The sequence below is a fragment of the Streptomyces caeruleatus genome (genome assembly GCF_001514235.1).
GTDB lineage: Bacteria > Actinomycetota > Actinomycetes > Streptomycetales > Streptomycetaceae > Streptomyces > Streptomyces caeruleatus.
The window spans coordinates 63816-84862 of sequence record NZ_KQ948941.1 but is presented as its reverse complement, the minus strand read 5'-3'; the positions used below and the strand labels follow the sequence as shown (position 1 = coordinate 84862).

Annotated in this window: 18 protein-coding genes; 11 read left to right on the top strand and 7 right to left on the bottom strand. The window is 70.3% G+C overall.

Annotation, left to right across the window (positions count from 1 at the left end):
• Positions 1 to 53: 53 nt before the first annotated feature.
• Positions 54 to 2384, top strand: a complete 2331-nt coding sequence (locus AQJ67_RS38370; RefSeq protein ID WP_062724122.1) for a protein kinase domain-containing protein — start codon at positions 54 to 56, stop codon at positions 2382 to 2384.
• 39 nt (positions 2385 to 2423) lie between these two features.
• On the opposite strand, the gene AQJ67_RS48435 is transcribed toward AQJ67_RS38370, so the two are convergent.
• Together AQJ67_RS48435 and AQJ67_RS38360 are read right to left on the bottom strand one after the other, a co-directional pair.
• Positions 2424 to 3506, bottom strand: coding sequence for a hypothetical protein (locus AQJ67_RS48435; RefSeq protein WP_244190741.1), 1083 nt, complete (start codon positions 3504 to 3506; stop codon positions 2424 to 2426).
• 48 nt (positions 3507 to 3554) lie between these two features.
• Positions 3555 to 5153, bottom strand: a complete 1599-nt coding sequence (locus AQJ67_RS38360) for a hypothetical protein (RefSeq protein ID WP_062724120.1) — start codon at positions 5151 to 5153, stop codon at positions 3555 to 3557.
• 203 nt (positions 5154 to 5356) lie between these two features.
• On the opposite strand from AQJ67_RS38360, the gene AQJ67_RS38355 reads away from it, so the two are divergent.
• From AQJ67_RS38355 to AQJ67_RS38345, 3 genes are all read left to right on the top strand, one after another.
• Positions 5357 to 6091, top strand: coding sequence for a prepilin peptidase (locus tag AQJ67_RS38355; protein ID WP_062724119.1), 735 nt, complete (start codon positions 5357 to 5359; stop codon positions 6089 to 6091).
• A gap of 72 nt (positions 6092 to 6163) precedes the next feature.
• Positions 6164 to 7378, top strand: coding sequence for a cyclic dehypoxanthinyl futalosine synthase (mqnC, locus tag AQJ67_RS38350; protein WP_062724118.1), 1215 nt, complete (start codon positions 6164 to 6166; stop codon positions 7376 to 7378).
• Between the two features lie 7 nt (positions 7379 to 7385).
• Positions 7386 to 7991 carry a hypothetical protein gene (locus AQJ67_RS38345; RefSeq protein ID WP_062724117.1) on the top strand — a complete coding sequence of 202 codons (606 nt, stop codon included), beginning with the start codon at positions 7386 to 7388 and terminating at the stop codon, positions 7989 to 7991.
• A gap of 48 nt (positions 7992 to 8039) precedes the next feature.
• On the opposite strand, the gene AQJ67_RS38340 is transcribed toward AQJ67_RS38345, so the two are convergent.
• On the bottom strand, positions 8040 to 9074 hold the full coding sequence (locus tag AQJ67_RS38340; RefSeq protein WP_062724116.1) for a chitinase: 1035 nt from the start codon (positions 9072 to 9074) through the stop codon (positions 8040 to 8042).
• Between the two features lie 236 nt (positions 9075 to 9310).
• Here AQJ67_RS38340 and AQJ67_RS38335 point away from each other — a divergent pair, with 236 nt between their 5' ends.
• Genes AQJ67_RS38335 through AQJ67_RS38320 form a run of 4 tightly spaced genes read left to right on the top strand, consistent with a single transcriptional unit; the run spans position 9311 to position 14060 of the window.
• Positions 9311 to 9733: a hypothetical protein gene (locus AQJ67_RS38335; RefSeq protein WP_062724115.1), complete on the top strand. Its 423-nt coding sequence runs from the start codon at positions 9311 to 9313 to the stop codon at positions 9731 to 9733.
• Positions 9734 to 9753: 20 nt separating this feature from the next.
• The gene (locus tag AQJ67_RS38330) at positions 9754 to 12177 is read left to right on the top strand and encodes a bifunctional polysaccharide deacetylase/glycosyltransferase family 2 protein (RefSeq protein ID WP_062724114.1); all 2424 of its coding nucleotides are present in this window, start codon (positions 9754 to 9756) and stop codon (positions 12175 to 12177) included.
• A 49-nt stretch (positions 12178 to 12226) separates the two neighbouring features.
• Entirely contained in the window at positions 12227 to 13342 is a 1116-nt protein-coding gene (locus AQJ67_RS38325; RefSeq protein ID WP_062724208.1) for an acyltransferase family protein, read from the top strand.
• Positions 13343 to 13364: 22 nt separating this feature from the next.
• The gene (locus AQJ67_RS38320; protein WP_062724113.1) at positions 13365 to 14060 is read left to right on the top strand and encodes a demethylmenaquinone methyltransferase; all 696 of its coding nucleotides are present in this window, start codon (positions 13365 to 13367) and stop codon (positions 14058 to 14060) included.
• On the opposite strand, the gene AQJ67_RS38315 is transcribed toward AQJ67_RS38320, so the two are convergent.
• Positions 14047 to 14358, bottom strand: coding sequence for a PASTA domain-containing protein (locus tag AQJ67_RS38315; protein WP_107123093.1), 312 nt, complete (start codon positions 14356 to 14358; stop codon positions 14047 to 14049). The genes AQJ67_RS38320 and AQJ67_RS38315 overlap by 14 nt on opposite strands.
• A gap of 151 nt (positions 14359 to 14509) precedes the next feature.
• Positions 14510 to 15016 (bottom strand): GNAT family N-acetyltransferase, encoded by a 507-nt coding sequence (locus AQJ67_RS38310; RefSeq protein WP_062724112.1) that lies wholly within the window; start codon positions 15014 to 15016, stop codon positions 14510 to 14512.
• Between the two features lie 98 nt (positions 15017 to 15114).
• Between AQJ67_RS38310 and AQJ67_RS38305 the strand changes: the two genes are divergently transcribed.
• Positions 15115 to 16434 carry a geranylgeranyl reductase family protein gene (locus AQJ67_RS38305; RefSeq protein WP_063807411.1) on the top strand — a complete coding sequence of 440 codons (1320 nt, stop codon included), beginning with the start codon at positions 15115 to 15117 and terminating at the stop codon, positions 16432 to 16434.
• Between the two features lie 92 nt (positions 16435 to 16526).
• Here AQJ67_RS38305 and def read toward each other — a convergent pair whose 3' ends face one another.
• Positions 16527 to 17153: a peptide deformylase gene (def, locus tag AQJ67_RS38300; protein WP_062724111.1), complete on the bottom strand. Its 627-nt coding sequence runs from the start codon at positions 17151 to 17153 to the stop codon at positions 16527 to 16529.
• An 88-nt stretch (positions 17154 to 17241) separates the two neighbouring features.
• Between def and AQJ67_RS38295 the strand changes: the two genes are divergently transcribed.
• A complete protein-coding gene (locus AQJ67_RS38295; RefSeq protein WP_062724110.1) occupies positions 17242 to 19068 on the top strand; it encodes a hydroxysqualene dehydroxylase in 1827 nt (608 codons plus the stop codon).
• A gap of 76 nt (positions 19069 to 19144) precedes the next feature.
• Here the strand turns inward: AQJ67_RS38295 and AQJ67_RS38290 are convergent, their stop codons facing one another.
• On the bottom strand, positions 19145 to 19972 hold the full coding sequence (locus AQJ67_RS38290) for a C40 family peptidase (protein ID WP_062724109.1): 828 nt from the start codon (positions 19970 to 19972) through the stop codon (positions 19145 to 19147).
• 713 nt (positions 19973 to 20685) lie between these two features.
• Here AQJ67_RS38290 and AQJ67_RS38285 point away from each other — a divergent pair.
• The gene (locus tag AQJ67_RS38285) at positions 20686 to 21045 is read left to right on the top strand and encodes an NADH-quinone oxidoreductase subunit A (protein WP_030950624.1); all 360 of its coding nucleotides are present in this window, start codon (positions 20686 to 20688) and stop codon (positions 21043 to 21045) included.
• Positions 21046 to 21047 lie beyond the last annotated feature (2 nt).

The window sequence follows — 21047 nt, the reverse complement described above, 5'->3', positions numbered from 1 at the left end:
CGCGCTTACTACTGTGTCTCCGCACGCGAGCACGCCGACGGGGGAGACCCACCATGGAGACACTGCAACCCGACGATCCACGGGAGTTGGGCCGGTACCGACTGCTGCGCCGGCTCGGTGCCGGAGGCATGGGACGCGTCTACCTGGCCCGTTCGCCCGGTGGCCGCACCGTCGCGGTGAAGGTGATCCGCCCGGATCTCGCGGCCGACGCCGACTTCCGGGAACGCTTCCGGCACGAGGTCGACATAGCCAGGGCGGTCTCCGGCCGCCATACGGCACCCGTCGTGGACGCCGACCCGGACGCGGCGGTGCCGTGGCTGGCGACGTCGTACGTCCTCGGTCCCGACCTCACCGACGTGGTCGCCGCGCACGGCGCGCTGCCCGAGCACACGGTCCGCGCGCTGGGCGCGGGGCTCGCGGCCGCGCTCCAGGAGGTCCACGCGGCGGGCCTGATCCATCGCGACCTGAAGCCCTCGAACGTCCTGCTGGCCGCCGACGGCCCACGTGTCATCGACTTCGGCATCGCGCGTGCGGTGGACGGAAGCCGTATGACACAGACGGGAGTCGTGGTCGGCTCCCCCGGTTACATGCCGCCGGAGCAGGCCCTCGGGCAGGACGTCGGGCCGGCCGGTGACGTCTTCTCGCTGGGCGCGGTGCTGGCCTTCGCCGCGACGGGCCGCAGCGCCTTCGGGGACGGTGCCGCCTCGCACGCGGCGCTGCTCTACCAGGTCGTCCACGGGGAGCCGGACCTGGCGGACGTACCGCCGTCGCTCCTCGGGCTGATCCGGGCGTGCCTGCTGAAGGACCCGGCACAGCGGCCGGCCCCCGCCGAGGTCGTGGCGGCGCTGGCACCGCAGGGTGTCGGGGACGCCCTGCACGACTGGCTGCCGTCGGCGGTGGCGTCGACGATCGCCACGCACGCGGCGGGGATCCTGGACCTGGAGGCGCCGGAGCAGCAGGCGCAGACGGCGGCACAGTTCGGGCCGGCACCGGCGGGGTACGGGTATCCCCAGGCAGCCGCGTACGGACCGCCGTCCGCCGGTACGGCGCCCGTGCCCGGCTACGGCACGCCACCGGGCGGCACCCCCGCACCGGCGACCCCCGCTCCCGGATACGACACCCCGCAGCCCGGCACCGTCCGGCTCGGCTCGTCCCCCGCGCCCGCGCCCTCCCGCCGCCGCGCCCTCTCCCTCGCCCTCGGCGGTGCGGCCGCCGTCGCCGCGGTCGGTGGTGGCACGGCATGGTGGTTCGGCAAGGACGACGACACGTCGCGCACCGCGACGGGCGAGGGCGGCAAGGGCGGCAAGGGCGCCTCCGCCGAACCCGCCCGCGAGACGTTCACGACTCCGCCGGCCGGCGTGGCACCGCAGCCGCTGTGGCGCGAGACGGTCGCCGACGACAGCACCAGCACGTCCGTACCGTTGCTCGTCCACGACGGCCTGCTCCTGGTCAGCGGCGACCCGCTGGTGGCGTACGACGTGAGGACGGGCAAGGCCCGCTGGTCCAAGCCGGACATCTGCCCCGCCGGCGCCCAACTCCTCTTCCACGGCGGCAAGGTCTTCCTGTCCGACGGCGGTATCGACGGCATCCTCGTCGCGTACGACGCCGGCACCGGTGAGGAGGCGTGGCGGAGCCGGCTCGGCAAGGCGCTCGACGTCCAGGACACGATCGCCATCGACGACAAGAACGTCTACGTCACCGTGACCGACTACAGCGACGCCAAGTCCGCCACCGACTACCGCACGGCCGTCGCCGCCATCAGCCACACCACCGGCAAGAGGGTGTGGCTGCAGAAGCGCGACTGGGGCACCGACGACTACGACGTCGAGGGCACGGTCTCCGGCAAGTACCTGGTCTACACCGACTCCAAGTTCAACGTCACCGTCCGCGACACCGCCACCGGCGTCCAGCTGTGGTCCAGGAAGATCGGCGACGACTGGAGCTGGCGCCCCACGGTCGCGAACGGGCTGGTCTTCCTGCCGGGCGAGAAGCTGACGGCCGTGGACGCGGAGACCGGGAAGACCCGCTGGACCCTGTCCCCGAACGGCCGGCGCGGCTTCAACGACCCGACGGTCATCGACGGTGTCCTCTACGTCCGGGACTACGACCGCGGTGTCTGGGCGGTCAACGTCAGGACCGGCAAGCGGATCTGGCTCTGCGACGAGAACAACCGGGGTGCGCAGACCTTCCTCAAGGCCGGGACGACGCTGTACGGGGCGGGTTCGTCGCTGGCCGGCGGTGTCGCCGCCATCGACGCGAGGACCGGCAAGGTCCGCTGGACCTTCACCGACGACAGCGACTACGACGAGTGGCGGATCGCCCTCGCCGGGAACCGGCTGATGGTGGCGAACGGAGCGGAGATCTATGCCATGCCCGCCGTCTGAGCAGACCTGATGGCTCCGGGCGGCGGCGGGACCCGCTCCTCAGTCGCCGCCCCCGCCGCCGCCTCCGCCGTCACCCCCGCCGTCGCCGCCTCCTCCACCGGAGTCCCCGCCGCCGCCGTCCCCGCCGCCGCCGTCCCCGCCGTCCGAGCCCCAGCCGTCGCCGCCGCCGGGCTCGTTGTCGTCGCTGCCGCTCCCGAGGTTGGTGAACCAGGGGCGGTCCCACCACTCGTCGAAGGCGATCGGCTCGTCCCCGCCCGGCGCCGGGCGCCGCTGGGACCGGAAGCGCGCCAGGCCCGTCGTGTCCCCGAGCCCGAAGGCGACGGCGAAGACGTGCGCCATGACGACGTCCAGCGGGTCGGCGCTCTCGTAGCGCACCGGGGCCAGCGGCAGCAGCACCGAGCCCGGCTCGGGCACCGGTCGGCGCGCGGGACGGGTCAGCAGGGCGACGGGCCGCTCGTCGCGCAGCAGCCATGAACTCGTCGCGTTCTCCCGCCGCAGCACCCAGCGCTGCCCGGGCAGCCGCACCTCGACGGAGCTCTTCGACTTGCGCCGCTTCTTGTCGAGGCTGAGCTGCGCCGTCATGGCGCCGACGGTCAGCCGCAGGCCCTTGGCCGGCTGGGGTGAGTCGCGGCGGTATCCGTGGGGTGCCCGGATGCGGACGACGGGAGCCCCGGGACCCCAGACGTCCACGCGCACCAGACGCCGGTCCACGGCGACGGCGATCGGCCCGGCGGGGCCCGGCGCGAACCGCCGCGCGATCCACAGCGGTACGCCCTCGGCCCGGGCCCGGTCCGCCAGCGCGGCCACCTGCTCAGGTCCGCCACACCGCCACACCGCCAACTCCCCCAGCGCGCGGGCGAACTCCGCGGCCTGCCGTACCTTGACCGGCGTGGCGGTCCCGGTGACGCGGGTCACCGGGACGATCCCGGGACCCTCGGTCAGCCGCTGAAACGGGCGTTCCGCGCCGCCGCCCCCGAGCCAGGACCCGCGTCGGAACGCCTCGGCCATGGCACCGAGGTTCAGCTCGGCGAGCGGCGTCACCCTGCCGCCGCGCCGCAGCTGGTCCTCGGTCAACTCGACAGTCCGGGCCAGCGGATTCCACGACCGCTCGGCGTACAGCATCTGGCTCACGACAACCCCCGTACGTATGTGGCTCGCCAGTGCACACGCTCACACAGCCGGTTCTGGTTTCCGGCGTCGCAGCGCCCTGCCCACGATCCCCAGCAGGCCCGCCACCACCCCGAAGACCGCCCCGGCCACCACAACGCCCGGGAACAGCGCCGACCAGAAGTCGGGGCCGAAGAGCGGGGGCAGTTCGTCCTCGCGCACGGCGTCCGTGACCGGGTACGGGCTGTCGGCCGTGGTCGGCTCGTCGGAGCGCTCGGTCTTGTCGAGGACGGTCATCAGGGCGGCGAGACGGCTGCCCATCAGGTAGTCGTCGGCGTCGAGGGCATTGGCGTCGCCGACCGTGATGGATTCCGGCATGTCGAAGGCGAGGCTGTAACTGTCCAGCCGCAGACCGTAGTTGAAGACGTCGATGGAGCCGTGCAGCGGGTCGGCGACGACGTACACCCCGTCCTTGCCCAGCTTGTCGTGGACCGCCGCGGCGAACGCCTCCTCGTCGCCCCCGGACTCATCCTCCATCAGCTGCGGGACGAGCGAGACGAAGACCGGGCCGCCACCGTCGGAGCGAGCGAACGCACGGATGCGGCTCTGGAGCCGGTCCAGCTGAGCGGCGTCCAGGACCCGCGGGCTCTCCGGGTCCGCGTACACCGGGTCCTCGGCCAGGCCTTCCGCCACCCGGTCGAGACGGGCGTTGAGCTCGAACGCCCGGGGCGGCGGCGACCAGCTCGACCTGGTCTGGTCGTAGACGCGGGGGGCGGCCACGACGACGGCGACGGCGGAGGCGAGGGCCAGGCCCGCGACGGTCCAGCGCAGGGTGCGGCTCGCCGGGGGCACCACCGGCCTCTTGGCCTGCTTGCCTGACTCGCCCTTCTTGGTCTCCTTGGCCCCCTTAGCCCCCTTAGCCCCCTTGGTCCCCTCGATCCCCTTGTCCTGGGGGGCTGGCGAAAGGCGGAGCCACCAGCGCCGTACGTAGGGAACCAGCACCAGGATCAGCAGCGGTACGACGACGAGCAGGGCGCCCGTGAAGGACGACTGCTCGCTGCGGTCGGTCGAGCCGATGTACGCGTTCGCGGGCTCGGCGCCGTCGTCGTACTTCTCGCGTGCCGCCTCGGCCCGCGCCTTCGCCTTCTCGTCGCCCTGCGCGACGACCTCGGCGAAGCGCTCGAAGCGGCGCAGCGGGCCCACGTCGTAGGGGAGTTCGTAAAGGGCGACCGTCGAGGCGTCGTCCGCCGGGGCGTCGACTCCGTACGCCACTGCGTCCGTCACCCTCGACTCGTCGAGGAGCACGTACAGCCCGTCCCGGCCGAGCCGCTCGTGGACCGCGTCGAGCAGGCCCGGGTCCGTGCCGCTGAGGCTCGGGAGGACGAGGACGTACGTCGGTACGCCGGTGCGCTCGGCCACCTCGGCGAAGTCGCGGGCCGTGGACTGCGGTACCTCGCGGGGGAGTTGGTCGGTGACGTGGACCGGGTTCTCGCGGAGTCGGTCGGCGAGGTAGGCGGCCTGCGGGGCGGTGTCGGTGGCCGCCCGGGCCGGGGCTGTGGCGGTCGCGAACAGGGCTGCCAGGGCACAGAGGGCGAGGAGCGCGCGGGTGACTCGGGTACGCCATGGATGCCGGGTCCGGGGCCCGCGTATGCCGATTGCCATGGTTGTGCGCACTGCTGTCTTCCCCCGTGTCACGCCGACCGCTGTTGCTCGCGGCACTCTACTGAGTGCGTCTTCGGTGCCGCCTTCGACGGGGACGGTGGGAGTCCATAAGATCTCGATACCTTCAACAGATCCTCATATCCCGCTCCCTGTATCCCGCTCCCTGAATCCCTGTCTTCGTACCCAACCCCAGGACATCCGCCATGAATACGGCCCTGCTGGTGCTCGTCGCCGCGCTCTGGGGTGCCGCTGCGGGGGCGCTGCTGCCCCGGGCCGCGTACCGGTTCTCCGTGCCGGAGGGGGAGGAGTGGCGGGAGCGGTGTCCGGGTGGGCATCCGGTCGAGGGCTGGCCGGGGCGGGCCCGGTGCGGGCGGTGCGAGGCCGGTACGCCGCCGTACGGCCCCGGCGCTCCCGGGCTCGCCACCGTCACCGCCCTCGTCTGCGCCGTCCTCGCCGCCGCCACCGACACCCGGCCCGAGCTGGGCGTCTGGCTGCTGCTGGCGCCCGTCGGCGTACTGCTCACCGTCGTCGACTTCCGGGTACGGCGGCTGCCCAACCCGCTGACCCTCACCCTGGCGCTCGCCACCCCGGCCCTGCTCGGCCTGGTCGCCCTCGTCCCCGAGCACGCCGGTGACTGGCCGACCGCCCTGTGGGCCACGCTCGCGCTCGGCGCCGGCTACTACGTGCTGTACCTCGTCAACCCCGGCGGCATGGGCTTCGGCGATGTGAAGCTGGCGCTCGGGGTGGGGGCGGCGCTGGGCTGGTACGGCTGGTCGACGGTCATGCTCGGCACCTTCGCCGGGTTCCTGTTCGGGGCGCTCTACGGCTGGACCCTCGTGCTGCTGCGCCGGGCCGGGCGCAAGACGGCGATCCCGTTCGGGCCGTTCCTGCTCGGCGGGGCGTTCGTGGGGCTGCTGATCGGGGCGTACGCGGCCTGACCTCGGGGGTGAGGGAGCGCTGGCGTAGGCTGGTCAGGTCCGTCCAACCCCTTGACGAAAGGGACGCTCCCGGTGACCGAGAAGGCCGACCTCACGTCGTTTGATGTCACAGCCGTCCTCGACCGTGCCGCAGCGGGCGGACGCATCACCTCCGAGGAAGCGCTCGTCCTCTACCGCGACGCCCCGCTGCACGCGCTGGGCGCCGCCGCCGACGCCGTACGCCGCCGCAGGTACGCGGGCACCGAGCACATCGCGACGTACATCATCGAGCGCAACATCAACTACACGAACGTGTGCGTCACGGCGTGCAAGTTCTGCGCCTTCTACGCGGCCCCCAAGGACACGGCCAAGGGCTGGAGCCGCGACCTCGACGACATCCTGCGGCGCTGCGCCGAGACCGTCGAGCTCGGCGGCACCCAGATCATGTTCCAGGGCGGCCACCACCCGGACTACGGCGTCGAGTACTACGAGAAGCACTTCGCCGCCATCAAGAAGGAGTTCCCGCAGCTCGTCATCCACAGCCTGGGGGCGAGCGAGGTCGAGCACATGGCCCGGATCTCCGGTGTGTCGGTCGAGGAGGCCATCACCCGGATCCACGAGGCCGGCCTCGACTCCTTCGCGGGCGCCGGAGCCGAGCTGCTGCCCGAGCGGCCGCGCAAGGCCATCGCCCCGCTGAAGGAGAGCGGCGAGCGCTGGCTGGAGATCATGGAGGCCGCGCACAACCTCGGTGTCGAGTCCACGTCGACCATGCTCATGGGCACGGGCGAGACCAACGCCGAGCGCATCGAGCACCTGCGGATGATCCGTGACGTCCAGGACCGCACGGGCGGCTTCCGGGCCTTCATCCCGTACACCTACCAGCCCGAGAACAACCACCTGAAGGGCCGTACGCAGGCCACGATCTTCGAGTACCTGCGGATGATCGCCATCGCGCGCCTCTTCATGGACAACATCGCCCACATCCAGGGCTCCTGGCTGACCACCGGCAAGGAGATCGGCCAGCTGTCGCTGCACTACGGTGCCGACGACCTCGGCTCGATCATGCTGGAGGAGAACGTCGTGTCCTCCGCCGGGGCCAAGCACCGCTCCAACCGGCTGGAGATCATCGACCTGATCCGCAAGGCCGGGCGGGTGCCGGCGCAGCGGACGACGACGTACGAGCACATCGTGGTGCACGACGACCCGGCGAACGACCCCGTCGACGAGCGGGTCGCCTCCCACATCTCGTCCACCGCGATCGAGGGCGGCACGGCCCACCCCGAGCTGAAGCTCCTGGCCTCCAACTGACGTCCCCGTGCTGACGATCCACGCCGACTCAAGGGGCCACGCGCTCGTCGTCCAGGGCGCGTGGATCGCGGACGCGGGGCAGCTGGCGGAGCTGGTCGCGGCGCATCCGCGGGCGCGGGTGCGGGAATGGCCGGGCATTCTGACGCCCGGCCTGGTCAACATCCACGGCAACGAGCTGCTGGAGGAGGCGTACCACCCCGACCCCCGCGAGGCCGACGAGCTGGGCACCGAGCCGCTGACCGGGGACGCGTTGGCGGCGCTGGACATGGACGACGCCCGGTGGGGGGCGAGTGCCCGGCGGGCGGTACAGCGGATGCTGGCACACGGCACGGTCCGGGCGGCTTGCGAGTCACTGACCAACCACGCGGTGCGGGATGCTGTGCACCGCTCCGGCCTGGCGGTCATGGGCCGCATCGGGCGCCCAGGCGGAACCCCCTCGCTCGATCCGTACGCCGCCGAGTGGCCGGTGACGTTCGCGGAGCCGAGGGAGCGTCACTCCGCGGCCCGGTTCGCGGTGTTCGACGTACGGGACGAGACGGAACTGGCCGAGCGCGGTGCGGGGACGTGCGTGGCGACGGTGGCGGAAGGCCGGATCGTCTACCGCCGACGGTAGGGAAACGCCCCCGGTTTTTTGGTAAGTCCCCGTGGGAAGTCCCCAAGCTCACCCCGAAAACGCCTCCGCAAACGCCCCCTCCTCCTGATCCACCCCACTGCAATTCGTCAACGCGTCATCCGCGGACGAATCGTCACCACACTCCTGATCCCGAAACGTCGCCCACATGGACACCCACCCGACCCCCTTCTCCTCCGCGAACTCCCGCACCTGCGCCGCGTCGTCAAGCGCGAACGTCTCGCCGTCCACATCGTTCACGCCAAGCATCGACGTCAACGCCATCCCCTTCCAGGCGCCCGCGTCCGACGTCCCGAAAAGCTTCTTCAACTGCGTGTGCGCGGCCTTGGCCGAGGTGAGGGCGTAGTCACCCATGTCCCCGTCGTACGACTCGCCGTAATTCATGGTCATGATGTTCACGGTGGAGACCTGGACGTCGTGCTCGTTGGCGGACTCCAGCAACGCCAGGCTGTCGTCGTCCAGTCCGGACGGCATCACCGGCAGAGTGAAGGACACCTCAAGATCGCTCCGCTCCTTCTGGAGCAGCGCAATCGCCTCGGACCGCAGGTCAACCGAGTCGGAGTCGGTCAGCTCGTCACCCTCGATGTCGAAGTCCGCCTGGCCGGCACCGGCCGCGTCCAGCGCCTTCCCGTACGCCGCCGCCAGCTCGGACGCGCTGTCACAACTCGCCGCCAGCTCCTTGCCGGAGGCACCGCCGAAGGAGACGCGGACGGTGGCGCCGTCCTGGGTGAGCTGCGCGATACGGGACTTCGTGGCCGAGTCGGAGAGGGCGGTCGTACCGTTCCACTTGGGGGTGCAGTCGCTGCCGTCCGAGATGACGAAGGCCAGGTTGTACGCGGTCGGGGAGCCGGCGGAGTCGTTGTCGGAGGCCTCGGTGGCGCTGACGTAGGGGGCGTACGACGTGGTCGTCGAGGTCGACTCGGAGGGCGAGTCGTCGGCCGACGCGGTGGGCTGCAGCGTCGGCGGTGCCGCGTCCGCGGTGTCGTCGGAGCCCGCGGAGCACCCCGTGACGGCCAGTGCGAACATGCAGGTGAGTCCGGCCGTCGCCGTATGGAAACTCCGCATTACGTGTGTACCCGCTTTCGTGTTTTCTGTCCCGGTCCGGAAAACCCGGTACGTATCCCGGACGGAAATGTCTCACACTCATCCAGGTCCGGGCCCTCAACTCCTTTCACATGGCTGTGAAGTGCGCAGAGGTTCGCCGAAACTCTCAGGGAACGGACAGGCTAAGACGTTTCTCATGGGCGTCTCACATGAAGTACAGAGCTGTGCGCACATAAAGGTTCCCTAATGTCCGGGGAATGCATTCCGAGCCTGCCATCGAAAACCGCGCCGCCGCACCCGCCGTGCGCGGTCGCCGCCGCAAACGCGGCAACGGGTCCGCCGAGGGTCCCGTGTTCGTTGACAACTCCGGACGCCGCTCCAAGCTGCTGCGACGCCTCGGCCTCCTGGTCGGCGTCGCCTGTCTCGGGTACGCGGTCGTGCTGGGCATGGCCTTCATGGGCATCGGCACCTCGCTCACCCCGTCCGAGTTGCTCCCCTTCGGAGGCGGCGGTCCGGCCGGTGCCCCGAACTCGGGCCCCGGCGGCGCCCAGCCGCAGGGCGGTGTCGGCACCCCGCCCGCGAAGCCCACCGGTACTCCGCCGACGGGCACCGTGACCGGCGAGCCGCCCAGCGCCGCCCCGACCGTGTCCGCCTCCGCCTCTGCGGCCGCCGCCAACTGACCGGGACAGCACCCACACCCATGACTACGACGACTCCCTCACGCGGCCGCCGCCGCGCCCCCTCCCGCATCGAGCGAGTGGCGGGCAAGGCCGCGGCCCTGCAGAAACCCCGGGTCATCCTCGCCGGACTGCTCCTGCTCGCGCTGACCAGCGTCATGCTGCTCGACGGCTATCTGCGCGCCGAGGTCGGCGGCGACCAGCGGGTGCGTACCGGGGCCAGTTCCAGCAAGGTCCCCGACAAGATTCTCGACGGCGGACCGATCCTCACCTTCCGCGGCGGCCAGGCCACCACCGTCTCCGTCCCGGACAAGACGATCGCGCTCACCTTCGACGACGGCCCGAACCCCACCTGGACGCCGCAGGTCCTGGCCATCCTCAAGAAGTACGACATCCCCGCCACGTTCTTCGTGGTCGGCTCGATGGTCTCGCGCTACCCGGGAATCGTCGGGGACATGGTCGAGCAGGGCAACGAGGTGGGCATCCACACCTTCACCCACGTCGACCTCTCCTACCAGAGCGACGCCCGCGTCAACCGTGAGATGCAGCAGACGCAGCTGGCGCTCGCGGGCGCGGCCGGCATCACGACGACGCTGTTCCGGGCGCCGTACTCGTCGGAGACGGACGCCATCGACAACTACAGCTGGCCCGTCTACAAGAAGCTCGGCGAGGACGGCTACACCAGCGTCTTCGTCGACACCGACAGCGACGACTGGAAGCGGCCCGGCGTCTCGAAGATCATCAAGTGGGCGACGCCGGAGGACGGGGCGGGCGCGTCCGTCCTCTTCCACGACGCCGGCGGCGAGCGGTCGCAGACGATCAAGGCCCTGCCGGAGTACATCGAGAAGATGAAGGCGAAGGGCTACACCTTCACCACGATCAGCGGCGCCATCCAGCAGGAGGAGTCGGCGAACGGGCAGCAGGCGAGCGGTCAGCAGGCCAGTGGTCAGCAGGCCAGTGGCCAGCAGGCGAGCGGTCAGCAGGCGAGCGGCCAGCAGGCCGGCGGTCAGCAGACCGGGGCCGGTGCAGCAGGCGGCGTCGGTCAGCAGGCGGAGGGCGGTTCCGGAGCCGGACAGCAGCCGGGCGGCCAGCCGCAGCAAGGTCCGAACGGGCAGACCGGTGGCGCGGGGACCTCCAACCTCCAGGCCGCCCACCGCGAGGCCACCGGCGCGACCCTCTACGAGGGCAAGGCCCTGATCGGGGCCGTGGCCGTCGCCGAATGGGCGGTCCCGGTGCTGTCGGTCGGCCTCATGGTCGTCGGCGCCGCCGTCATGGGCCGCTTCGGCATGATGCTGCTCCTCGCCCGCCGGCACTACCGGCAGCGCAACAAACGCCGGTTCAGCTGGGGACCACCCGTCCACCAGCCGGTGAGCGTGATCGTCCCGGCGTACAACGAGAAGGAGTGCATCGCCAACACCCTCGCCTCGCTGGCGAAGAGCACGCATCCGATCGAGATCATCGTCGTGGACGACGGCTCGTCGGACGGCACGTCCGAGATCGCGAGCAACGCCGCCCACGAACTCGGCATGACCAACGTCCGCGTCATCCGCCAGGAGAACGCGGGCAAGCCGGCGGCGCTGAACAACGGTGTGCGCAGCGCCAGTCACGACATCGTCGTGATGATGGACGGCGACACGGTCTTCGAGCCGGACACCGTACGGCAGCTGGTGCAGCCCTTCGCCGACCCCGAGGTCGGCGCGGTCGCCGGCAACGCCAAGGTCGGCAACCGCAACACCGTCATCGGCGCCTGGCAGCACATCGAGTACGTGATGGGCTTCAACCTCGACCGCCGGATGTACGACCTGCTGCGCTGCATGCCGACCATCCCGGGCGCGATCGGCGCCTTCCGCCGTGAGGCGGTCCTGGAGGTCGGCGGCATGAGCGAGGACACCCTCGCCGAGGACACCGACATCACCATCGCCATGCACCGCGCGGGCTGGCGGGTCGTCTACCAGGAGCACGCGCGCGCGTGGACCGAGGCGCCGGGCTCCCTGAAGCAGCTGTGGTCCCAGCGCTACCGCTGGTCCTACGGCACCATGCAGGCCCTGTGGAAGCACCGCAAGTCCCTGACGGACAAGGGTCCTTCGGGCCGCTTCGGCCGGGTCGGCATGCCGCTCGTGGTGATCTTCCAGATCGTCACGCCGGTCTTCGCCCCGCTGATCGACGTCTTCACCGTCTACTCGATGATCTTCGTCGACTTCACGGCGGCGCTGCTCGCGTGGCTGGCGGTGCTCGGGGTCCAGCTGCTGTGCGCGGCGTACGCCTTCCGCCTCGACCGCGAGAAGTACCGCTATCTGCTGATGATGCCGCTCCAGCAGCTCGCCTACCGCCAGATGATGTACCTCGTCCTCATCCACTCCTGCATCACCGCGCTGACGGGCGGCCGCCTGCGCTGGCAGAAGCTGAAGCGGACCGGTGAGGTCGGGACGCCGGCGGGGGTGAGCTGAGGTGGGTTCCCACCGCAGAGGGGGGTCTTCGGCCGTGGCCGCGACCGCTGTGCAGGGTGCCGACGCGACGGACGTCCAGCGGGCGGCCGACCCGTCACCCGCGGCCCAACCGGCCGGACGTGACCGCTACTTCGACACCCTGCGGGCCGTGGCCCTGATCAGGGTCGTCACCTACCACACCTTCGGCTGGGCCTGGGCCGGCATGGTCTTCCCCTCCATGGGGGTCATGTTCGCCCTGGCCGGCACGCTGATGGCGAAGTCCCTGGAACGCCCCGCGCTCAAGGTGATCCGCGGCCGGCTGCGGCGCCTGCTGCCCCCGTTCTGGTTCTGGGGCTTCTTCGTGGTCGTGGCGATGCTGATCCACGACTGGATGCCGGGCCGGCAGATCGTCTACTGGATCGTGCCGCTGGGCGACCCGCCGGGCAACGCGTGGGGCGAACAGGCCTGGGAGATCCTCTGGTACCTGCGCACGTACCTCTGGTTCGTCCTGCTCTCCCCGCTGCTGCTCAGGGTGTTCCGGCTGGCCCCGGTCCCGGTGCTGCTGCTGTCGCCGGCCCCGATCCTGGTCGTCCACTTCGCCTGGGAACCCCCGGACAACCGCTTCGGCGGCGCGCTCACCGACCTGGCCACGTTCCTCTTCTGCTGGATGCTCGGCTTCGCGCACCGCGAGGGCGTCCTGCGCCGCCTCAAGCCGTTCGCCGTGGCCGTCCTCTCGCTCGCGGCCGTCGCGTACGGCGGCTGGTACGCCTTCACGCACCAGGCCGAGACGGGCTCCTACGACCTGGACGACATCCCGCTCGCGCAGGCGTTCTGGTCGGCGGGCTATGTGACGCTGCTGATGTGCGCGAAGGACCACTTCGGTATCGACTTCGCCTGGCTGACCAGGTTCCCGCGTCTCGACCGCCTCGTCACGATCTTCAACGCGCGCGCGGTGACGATCTACCTCTGGCACGAGATCGCCCTGATCCTCGCCGTCCCGCTGATCGACCAGTTCTGGAACGTGCCCGCGTTCGAGACGTACCTGCCCCTGGAGAGTCAGTGGTTCATGTTCGGCATCGGCTGGGTCCTGATCGCCGTCTTCGTGCTGCTGTGCGGCTGGGTCGAGGACGTGGCCGGGAAGAAGAAGCCGAAACTCCTCCCGGGAGGCCGTACCGCGACCTCGTGATGCCGACTGCCACAATGGGGCCGTGACCCGCGCATCCCTGAACAAGAAGCCGCACGAAGTCGCCTCGATGTTCGACGACGTGGCGGAACGGTACGACCTGACGAACGACGTGCTGTCGCTCGGCCAGGACCGTGTCTGGCGCAAGGAGGTGGCGAAGGCGGTCGACGCCCGGCCCGCGCAGAAGGTCCTCGACCTGGCGGCCGGCACGGGCACCTCGTCCCTGCCGTTCGCGCAGACCGGCGCGTACGTCGTCCCCTGCGACTTCTCCCTCGGGATGCTCCAGGTCGGCAAGCGCAAGCACACCTGGCTGCCGTTCACGGCGGGCGACGCGACGCGGCTGCCGTTCAAGGACGACACCTTCGACGCCGTGACGATCTCCTTCGGGCTGCGCAACGTCCAGGACTTCGACGCCGCCCTGCGCGAGATGTACCGGGTGACGCGGCCCGGCGGCCGGGTCGTGATCTGCGAGTTCTCGCACCCGACCTGGGCGCCGTTCCGCACGGTCTACACCGAGTACCTGATGCGCGCCCTGCCCCCGGTCGCCCGCGCGGTCTCCTCGAACCCCGACGCCTACGTCTACCTCGCCGAGTCCATCCGCGCCTGGCCCGACCAGCCGGCCCTCGCCGAGCATCTGCGCAAGGCCGGCTGGTCCAAGGTGGCCTGGCGGAACCTGACGGGCGGGGTCGTGGCCCTGCACCGGGGCTTCAAGCAGAGCTGACCACGGGGTACGGGTCTTCGGGCTGGTCGAGTTCGCGCCGCAGCCCGCCCGACGGCGGCCGCGGGATGCGTGGCTCACGTACGCCTCCGCCGCCCTCACCCTCGCCGAAGTCGAACCAGATGTAGACCATCGAGTCCTGCGGCACCTCGGCACCGGGCTGGGGATACTGGCGTACGACGTAGTCGACGACGGTGAGGTGGAAGTCCGGCCGATCCGGTGCGTTGAGGACCAGGCCGTGCGACTTCGCTGCCTCGCGCGCGTCCATGGCCATCAGTCCGACGAGCCTCGGCACGCGCACCTCGGGATTTTTGGGTGTTATGCGCACAGATGTCACCCCCAGCGGTACTGGCAGGGTAACCGCCCGGAGGTGCCGTCCGGAAGCTTCAAGTACCTTTCTGTAGCAGTCGATTACACAAGGTGACGAAAGTGGGAGTGGCGCGTTCCGTGCTTCACAGTTCGAGCCGGTAGCAGTGCCCCTTCTGCCGCTCGTCCGGCGTGGTGAACACTTCCGCGAGCCGCATCCCCAGCCGCCGCGTCACCGCGATCGACCGCTCGTTGCGCGCGTCCACCATCGCCACCACGCCCGGCACCCCGGCCGCCCGCACCCGCTCCAGGGTCAGCTCGGCGGCCGCCGTGACATACCCCTTGCCCCAGTGCTCCCGCGCGAGCCGCCAGCCGATCTCGATCTCGCCGGTGGGACCCCAGTTCCGTTCCCACGGCTGGGCTCCGGTGAAGCCGATGACCTGCTCGTCGTCGTCGAGCACGGTCCACAGGCAGTACCCGCGCTCGGCGTCGTGCCGGCGCTGACGGGCGGTGAGCTCCTCGTAGACGGACAGCTCCGCGGGCCGGCCGCCGTGGAACTCCATGACATCCGGGTGGGCGAAGATCCGGTGCCAGGCGACGGCGTCCTCGTCGGTGGGGACACGGAGCCGTACGACAGGGAGAACTCGGTTCACGGAGGCAGCCCTTCAGCCGGGTGATCAATGCTGCTGAATAGACTGCCCATGTCCAGTGCCGGTCGGCACACAGATTTCGAACTTGGGGAGATCCCGCCGTGACCGACGTGACCGAGCCCGTCTCCTCACCTCTCTCCTCGCCGCTCTCCGAGAACACCGCCGATGTGATCGTCGTGGGCGCGGGGCCGGCCGGCTCCACGACGGCGTACCACCTGGCCAAGTCCGGCCTCGACGTCCTTCTGCTGGAGAAGACCCAGTTCCCGAGGGAGAAGGTCTGCGGCGACGGCCTGACCCCGCGCGCCACGAAACAGCTCGTGGCCATGGGCATCGACATCTCCGAAGAAGCCGGCTGGCTGCGCAACAAAGGCCTGAGGATCATCGGTGGCGGGGTCCGCCTCCAGCTCGACTGGCCGGATCTCGCCTCCTTCCCCGACTACGGCCTCGTCCGCAAGCGCGACGACTTCGACGAGCAACTCGCCCGCCAGGCCCAGAAGGCCGGCGCCCGGCTCTACGAGCGCTGCAACGTCGGCGCCCCGATCATCGACGACCGCACCGGCCGCATCACCGGCGTCCACGCCAAGCTCGGCGAGGACAAGCGCGAGGTCACCTTCCACGCGCCCCTGGTGGTGGCGGCCGACGGCAACTCCACCCGCCTCTCCCTGGCGATGGGCCTGCACCGCCGCGAGGACCGCCCCATGGGCGTGGCCGTACGGACGTACTTCACCTCGCCCCGCCACGACGACGACTACCTGGAGTCCTGGCTGGAACTGTGGGACCGCCGCGGCCCCGGCGAGGACCGCCTCCTGCCCGGCTACGGCTGGATCTTCGGCATGGGCGACGGCACCTCCAACGTCGGCCTCGGCGTCCTGAACACCTCCGACTCCTTCAAGGAGCTGGACTGGCGCGAGGTCCTGAAGGCCTGGTGCGCCTCCATGCCGGAGGACTGGGGCTACACCCCGGACAACATGACCGGCCCCATCCGCGGCGCCGCCCTCCCCATGGCCTTCAACCGCCAACCCCACTACACCAAGGGCCTGCTGCTGGTCGGCGACGCCGGCGGCCTGGTGAACCCCTTCAACGGCGAGGGCATCGCCTACGCCATGGAGTCCGGCCAGATCGCCGCCGACGTCATCGTCCAGGCCCACGCCCGCTCGACCCCCGCCGGCCGCGAACTCGCCCTCCAGCGCTACCCGCGTGTCCTGAAGGACACCTACGGCGGCTATTACACGCTGGGCCGTGCCTTCGTGAAGCTCATCGGCAACCCGAAGGTCATGAAGATCGCGGCCCAGCGCGGCCTGACCCACCCGCTCCTGATGAAGTTCACCCTGAAACTCCTGGCCAACCTCACCGACCCGACGGGCGGCGACGCGATGGACCGGATCATCAACGGCCTCAGCAAGGTGGCGCCGAAGGCCTGAACCAGCCCTTCAGACCAGCCCTTCAGACGAGCCCGTCAGGCCAGCCCGTCAGGCCAGCCCTTCAGACGAGCCCGTCAGGCCAGCCCTTCAGATCAGCCCTTCAACGCCTCGACGTTGGCGGACCGGCGCGCGAACACCTCGTCCCGCCGGTCCGCCACCTGCCGCAGCGCGTCCCTCCGCTCCCGCTTGGAGAGCCGGTCCAGATAGACCTGCCCGTCGCAGTGGTCGGTCTCGTGCGCGAGGCAGCGGGCGAAGTACCCCGTGCCCTCGATCACGAGCGGCTGCCCGTCCTTGTCGAGCCCGCGCACCACGGCCCGGTCCGGACGCGGTACGTCCATCACGGCCCCCGGCACGGACAGACAGCCCTCCGAGTCGTCTAGGAGCCTCCTGTCCGCGGCGCCGAGCGGCTCCAGCACCGGGTTGACGATGTGCCCGACGTGCCGCACGCCGTCGTCGTCCGGGCAGTCGTACACGAACAGTCGCAGACCGACCCCGACTTGGTTCGCCGCGAGTCCCGCCCCGTCGGCGATGTACATGGTCAGGAACATGTCGTCGATCAGCGCGGCGAGATCGGGCCCGAACTCGGTCACGTCCCGGCACGGCTTGTGCAGTACCTCCTCACCCGTCTCGGTGATCCTGCGCACCGACCCACGCCGGGCCTCGGGCGCGAGCGGCGGATACGAGTCGACGGGCCTGCCCTGGACGAAAACGCTCGGCATCTGTGTCTCCTTGTGGTTGTGAGGATGCTGTAGGTGACCGGGAATCGGGCTTCCGACCTTCGAAGCCCCTCCCTACCCTCCGGGAATCATGACAACAGAACACGCACAGCAGCCCCAGGAGCAGACAGGGCCCACGCGAACCGGCCATACCCGCAGACGCTTCCTGACCGGTGCCGGGGGAGTGGCAGGCGCCCTCGCCTTATGGCCCGCCGGCAGCGCGAGCGCGGCCTCCGGCAAACGCGTCGCCGTCCTCGGCGGCGGGGTCTCCGGCCTGAGCGCCGCCCACGAACTCGCCGAACGCGGCTACGCCGTCACCGTCTACGAGTACTACGACGCCCTCGGCGGCAAGGCCCGCTCGATGCCCGTGCCGGGCACGGCGACCGGCGGGCGCGCCGACCTCCCCGCCGAACACGGCTTCCGCTTCTTCCCCGGCTTCTACCGGAACCTGCCGGACACCATGCGCCGCATCCCCGTCCCCGGCAACCCGCACGGCGTCCACGACAACCTCGTCAGCGGCACCGAGGCCCTGTTCGCCCGCGCCGGCGGCCGCCCCGACCTGCACTTCCCGCTCCGCCGCGCCACCACCCCACCGCGCCCCGGCGACCTCACCCTCGGCTGGATCCGCGACCAGCTCCTGTCGGCGTTGGACCTCGGCACCCGCCTCCCCGCCCACGAGGCCGCCTACTTCGCCGACCGGCTCCTCGTCCACCTCACCAGCTGCGACGCCCGCCGCGAGGGGCAGTGGGAGAAGGTCGCGTGGTGGGACTTCATCCGCGCCGAGGAGATGAGTGCGGAGTACCGGACGCTCCTCGGCGTCGGGCAGACCCGCAACCTCGTCGCCACGCGCGCGGAGGTGGCGTCCACCCGGACCGTCGGGCGCGTCATCATCGAGGCCCTGCTCCTGTGGGGCCTGCTCGGCCGCGGCATGGACGGCGACGCCGACATCGACCGTGTCCTCAACGCCCCCACCAGCGAGGCCTGGATCGACCCCTGGGAGGCCCACCTGCGCTCCCTCGGGGTGGAGTTCGTCCTCGGCACCCAGGTCCACGAGGTCCGCTACGACGGCGGCGCGGTGAGCGGCGTCCGCGTTTCGGCCCGCGACGGCGGCGACGAACGTACCGTCACCGCCGACCACTACGTCTCCGCGCTCCCGGTCGAGCACGCACGCGTGACGTGGGGCCCGGCTCTGCGCGCCGCCGACCCGCAGCTCGCCCGCTGCGACGCGCTCCAGGCGGACTGGATGACCGGTGTGATGTTCTATCTGCGCACGCCCACCCCCGTCGTGCACGGCCACGTCAACTGCCTCGACTCGCCGTGGTCGGTGACCGCCGTCGGTCAAGCCCAGTTCTGGCATGGACGCGACTTCCCCCGCGACTACGGCGACGGACGGGCGCGGGACTGCCTCTCGGCGATCATCTCGGAGTGGGACAAGCCGGGCATCCTGTACGGCAAGACGGCCAAGGAGTGCACCAAGGAGGAGGTCGTCGCCGAACTCTGGGCCCAGCTGAAGGACGGCCTCAATGACGCCGGCAAGACCACGCTCCGGGACGAGGACCGCCTCGGCTGGTTCATGGACCCGGCGGTGACGGGCCTGGGCGGCCCCGATCCGCAGAACCGCGAGCAGCTCCTCATCCACCCCACGGGCACCCTCTACAACCGCCCCACGGCCCGTACGAAGGTCCCGAACTTCTTCCTCGCGGGCGACTACGTCCGCACCGACGTGGACCTGGCGACGATGGAGGGCGCCAACGAGTCGGCCCGCCTCGCGGTCAACGCGCTCCTGGACGCGGACAATTCGGACGCCGATCGCTGTGAGATCTGGGAGCTGTACCGGCCCCCGGAGCTGGAGCCCCTGAAACGGGTCGACGAGGTGCGCTACAAGCTGGGCCTGCCCAACACCTTCGACCTGGGCTGAGCCGCGAAGGCTCTCGAACGGGACGTAAGGGCCGCTGCCCCCGAGCGGCTGCGGCCCTTACGGTGATCCTTGCGACTCAGAGGACGCGCACCGCGCCCGACGCCGGGTAGCCGGACAGGTCCTGGATGACGACGCCCTTGGACGGGTTGGCCGCGTCCAGGTACTGGCCGTTACCGATGTAGACGCCCACGTGGTAGGCCGAGCCCTTGCCGCCCCAGTACAGGATGTCGCCGACCTGGATCTGCGAGAGCGGGATGTCGGTGCCGGCCATCGACTGGTCCTGCGAGACCCTCGGCAGGTCGACACCGACCTGCTTGAACGCGGCCTGGACCAGGCTGGAGCAGTCCCACGCGTTGGGGCCGGTGGCGCCCATGACGTACGCGTCGCCCACCTGGGCCTGGAGGAAGGCGATGACCGTCCCCACGCTGCCGCTGGCGGGAGCGGCCACGCTGGTGCCCGCGGAAGCGGACAGGGTGGTGCGCTCGGCGCTGCGGGAGGCGGCCTCCTCGGCGGCCGCCCTGCGGGCCTCCTCGGCCTTCTTCTTCGCCTCGGCCTTCTTCTTGGCCTCCGCGAGGTCCTTCTTGGCTTCCTTGGCGGCCGCGGCGGCGGCCGCGTCACGCTGGGCGTCGAGCTCGTAGTTCGCCGCCGCCAACTGGGTGGCGTCCGCGGACTGGGCGAGCTGGTCCGCCACGTCAGCCGTGAGGGTGGGCAGTTCGATGGTCTGCGTCACCGGCTCGGCGGCGTTCGCCGTGGCCGAGGCACCAGCCGCTGCCATGCTGAGGACGCCACCGGCAACTCCGGCACGCATCGCGATGGACGACGACGCGCTGCGGCGGGGCTTCCGGTGGCTACGTATGTGAGCGGTGTGGGACATGAGAACAACCGGTATCAGGGGCTCCTCCATACCTACAAGAAACGTGTGCTGCGCCACAGTTACTCAATCGCCGCCCCAAATTCCGGGCCGACCGCCCTTAATTGACGCCGTAACGGACATTGCGGACGCGCTGTATCCCGCCCGTGATCACGGGCTTTCATCATTAAGTCCGAATTGCCCACCGCTTACCACTTGTTGGGACCGGTGGCCAAGCCCGGTTCTCATGGCCCTCTCGCCATGTGGCAGAGGTCACGCAACGGTTACGGCCCCGTGCGCGTCCTGTGCCCGAATCGCGCCCGCCAACGCTCGTGAATGCGTGCACGCGTCCACACCCCCCTCTCCGGCTCCCTCTGAAGTGTGAACGCGCTCCTCTATCAAGACGTCCCGTCCAGCGCCAATTTGCATGCAAGGGAAGTCTCTTGATATTGAGACGACCCCTCCGAGCTGCGACGACGAGCGAAAATGTCACCTCTGGTGATCACTCGGACGCTTCTCGTGCGAAGATCACCGCTCATCCGGCTTCATGATCCTTCGTCAGGTGGTGGAGATCACAAAGCTTGTACAATACCCCGTGTCGCAGATCACAGAGCGGCGGGCATAAGATGCGAGGCAGTTGGGCTTGTGACCTGCTTCACATGTTCTCGATCTTCGCCGGGACGAGCGGGGCTCGTGGGATCGGTGAGGCGGCTGTGAGCCCAGTGCAACCGCCAGCAGTCAGTGCCGACTGAGAGGAGCGAGGAGCGGTGAACGCGTATGCGCCCATCCTCGTACTGGGAGCCCTCGGGGCAGGCTTTGCGATCTTCTCCGTGGTCATGGCCACGCTGATCGGTCCGAAGCGGTACAACCGGGCCAAGCTCGAGGCCTATGAGTGCGGCATCGAGCCGACCCCCACGCCGGCCGGAGGCGGGCGCTTCCCGATCAAGTACTACCTGACGGCGATGCTCTTCATCATCTTCGATATCGAGATCGTCTTCCTCTACCCCTGGGCCGTCACCTTCGACTCCCTGGGGATTTTCGGGCTCGTGGAGATGCTGCTCTTCGTGCTCACCGTCTTCGTCGCGTACGCGTACGTATGGCGGCGCGGCGGCCTGGAATGGGACTGAGG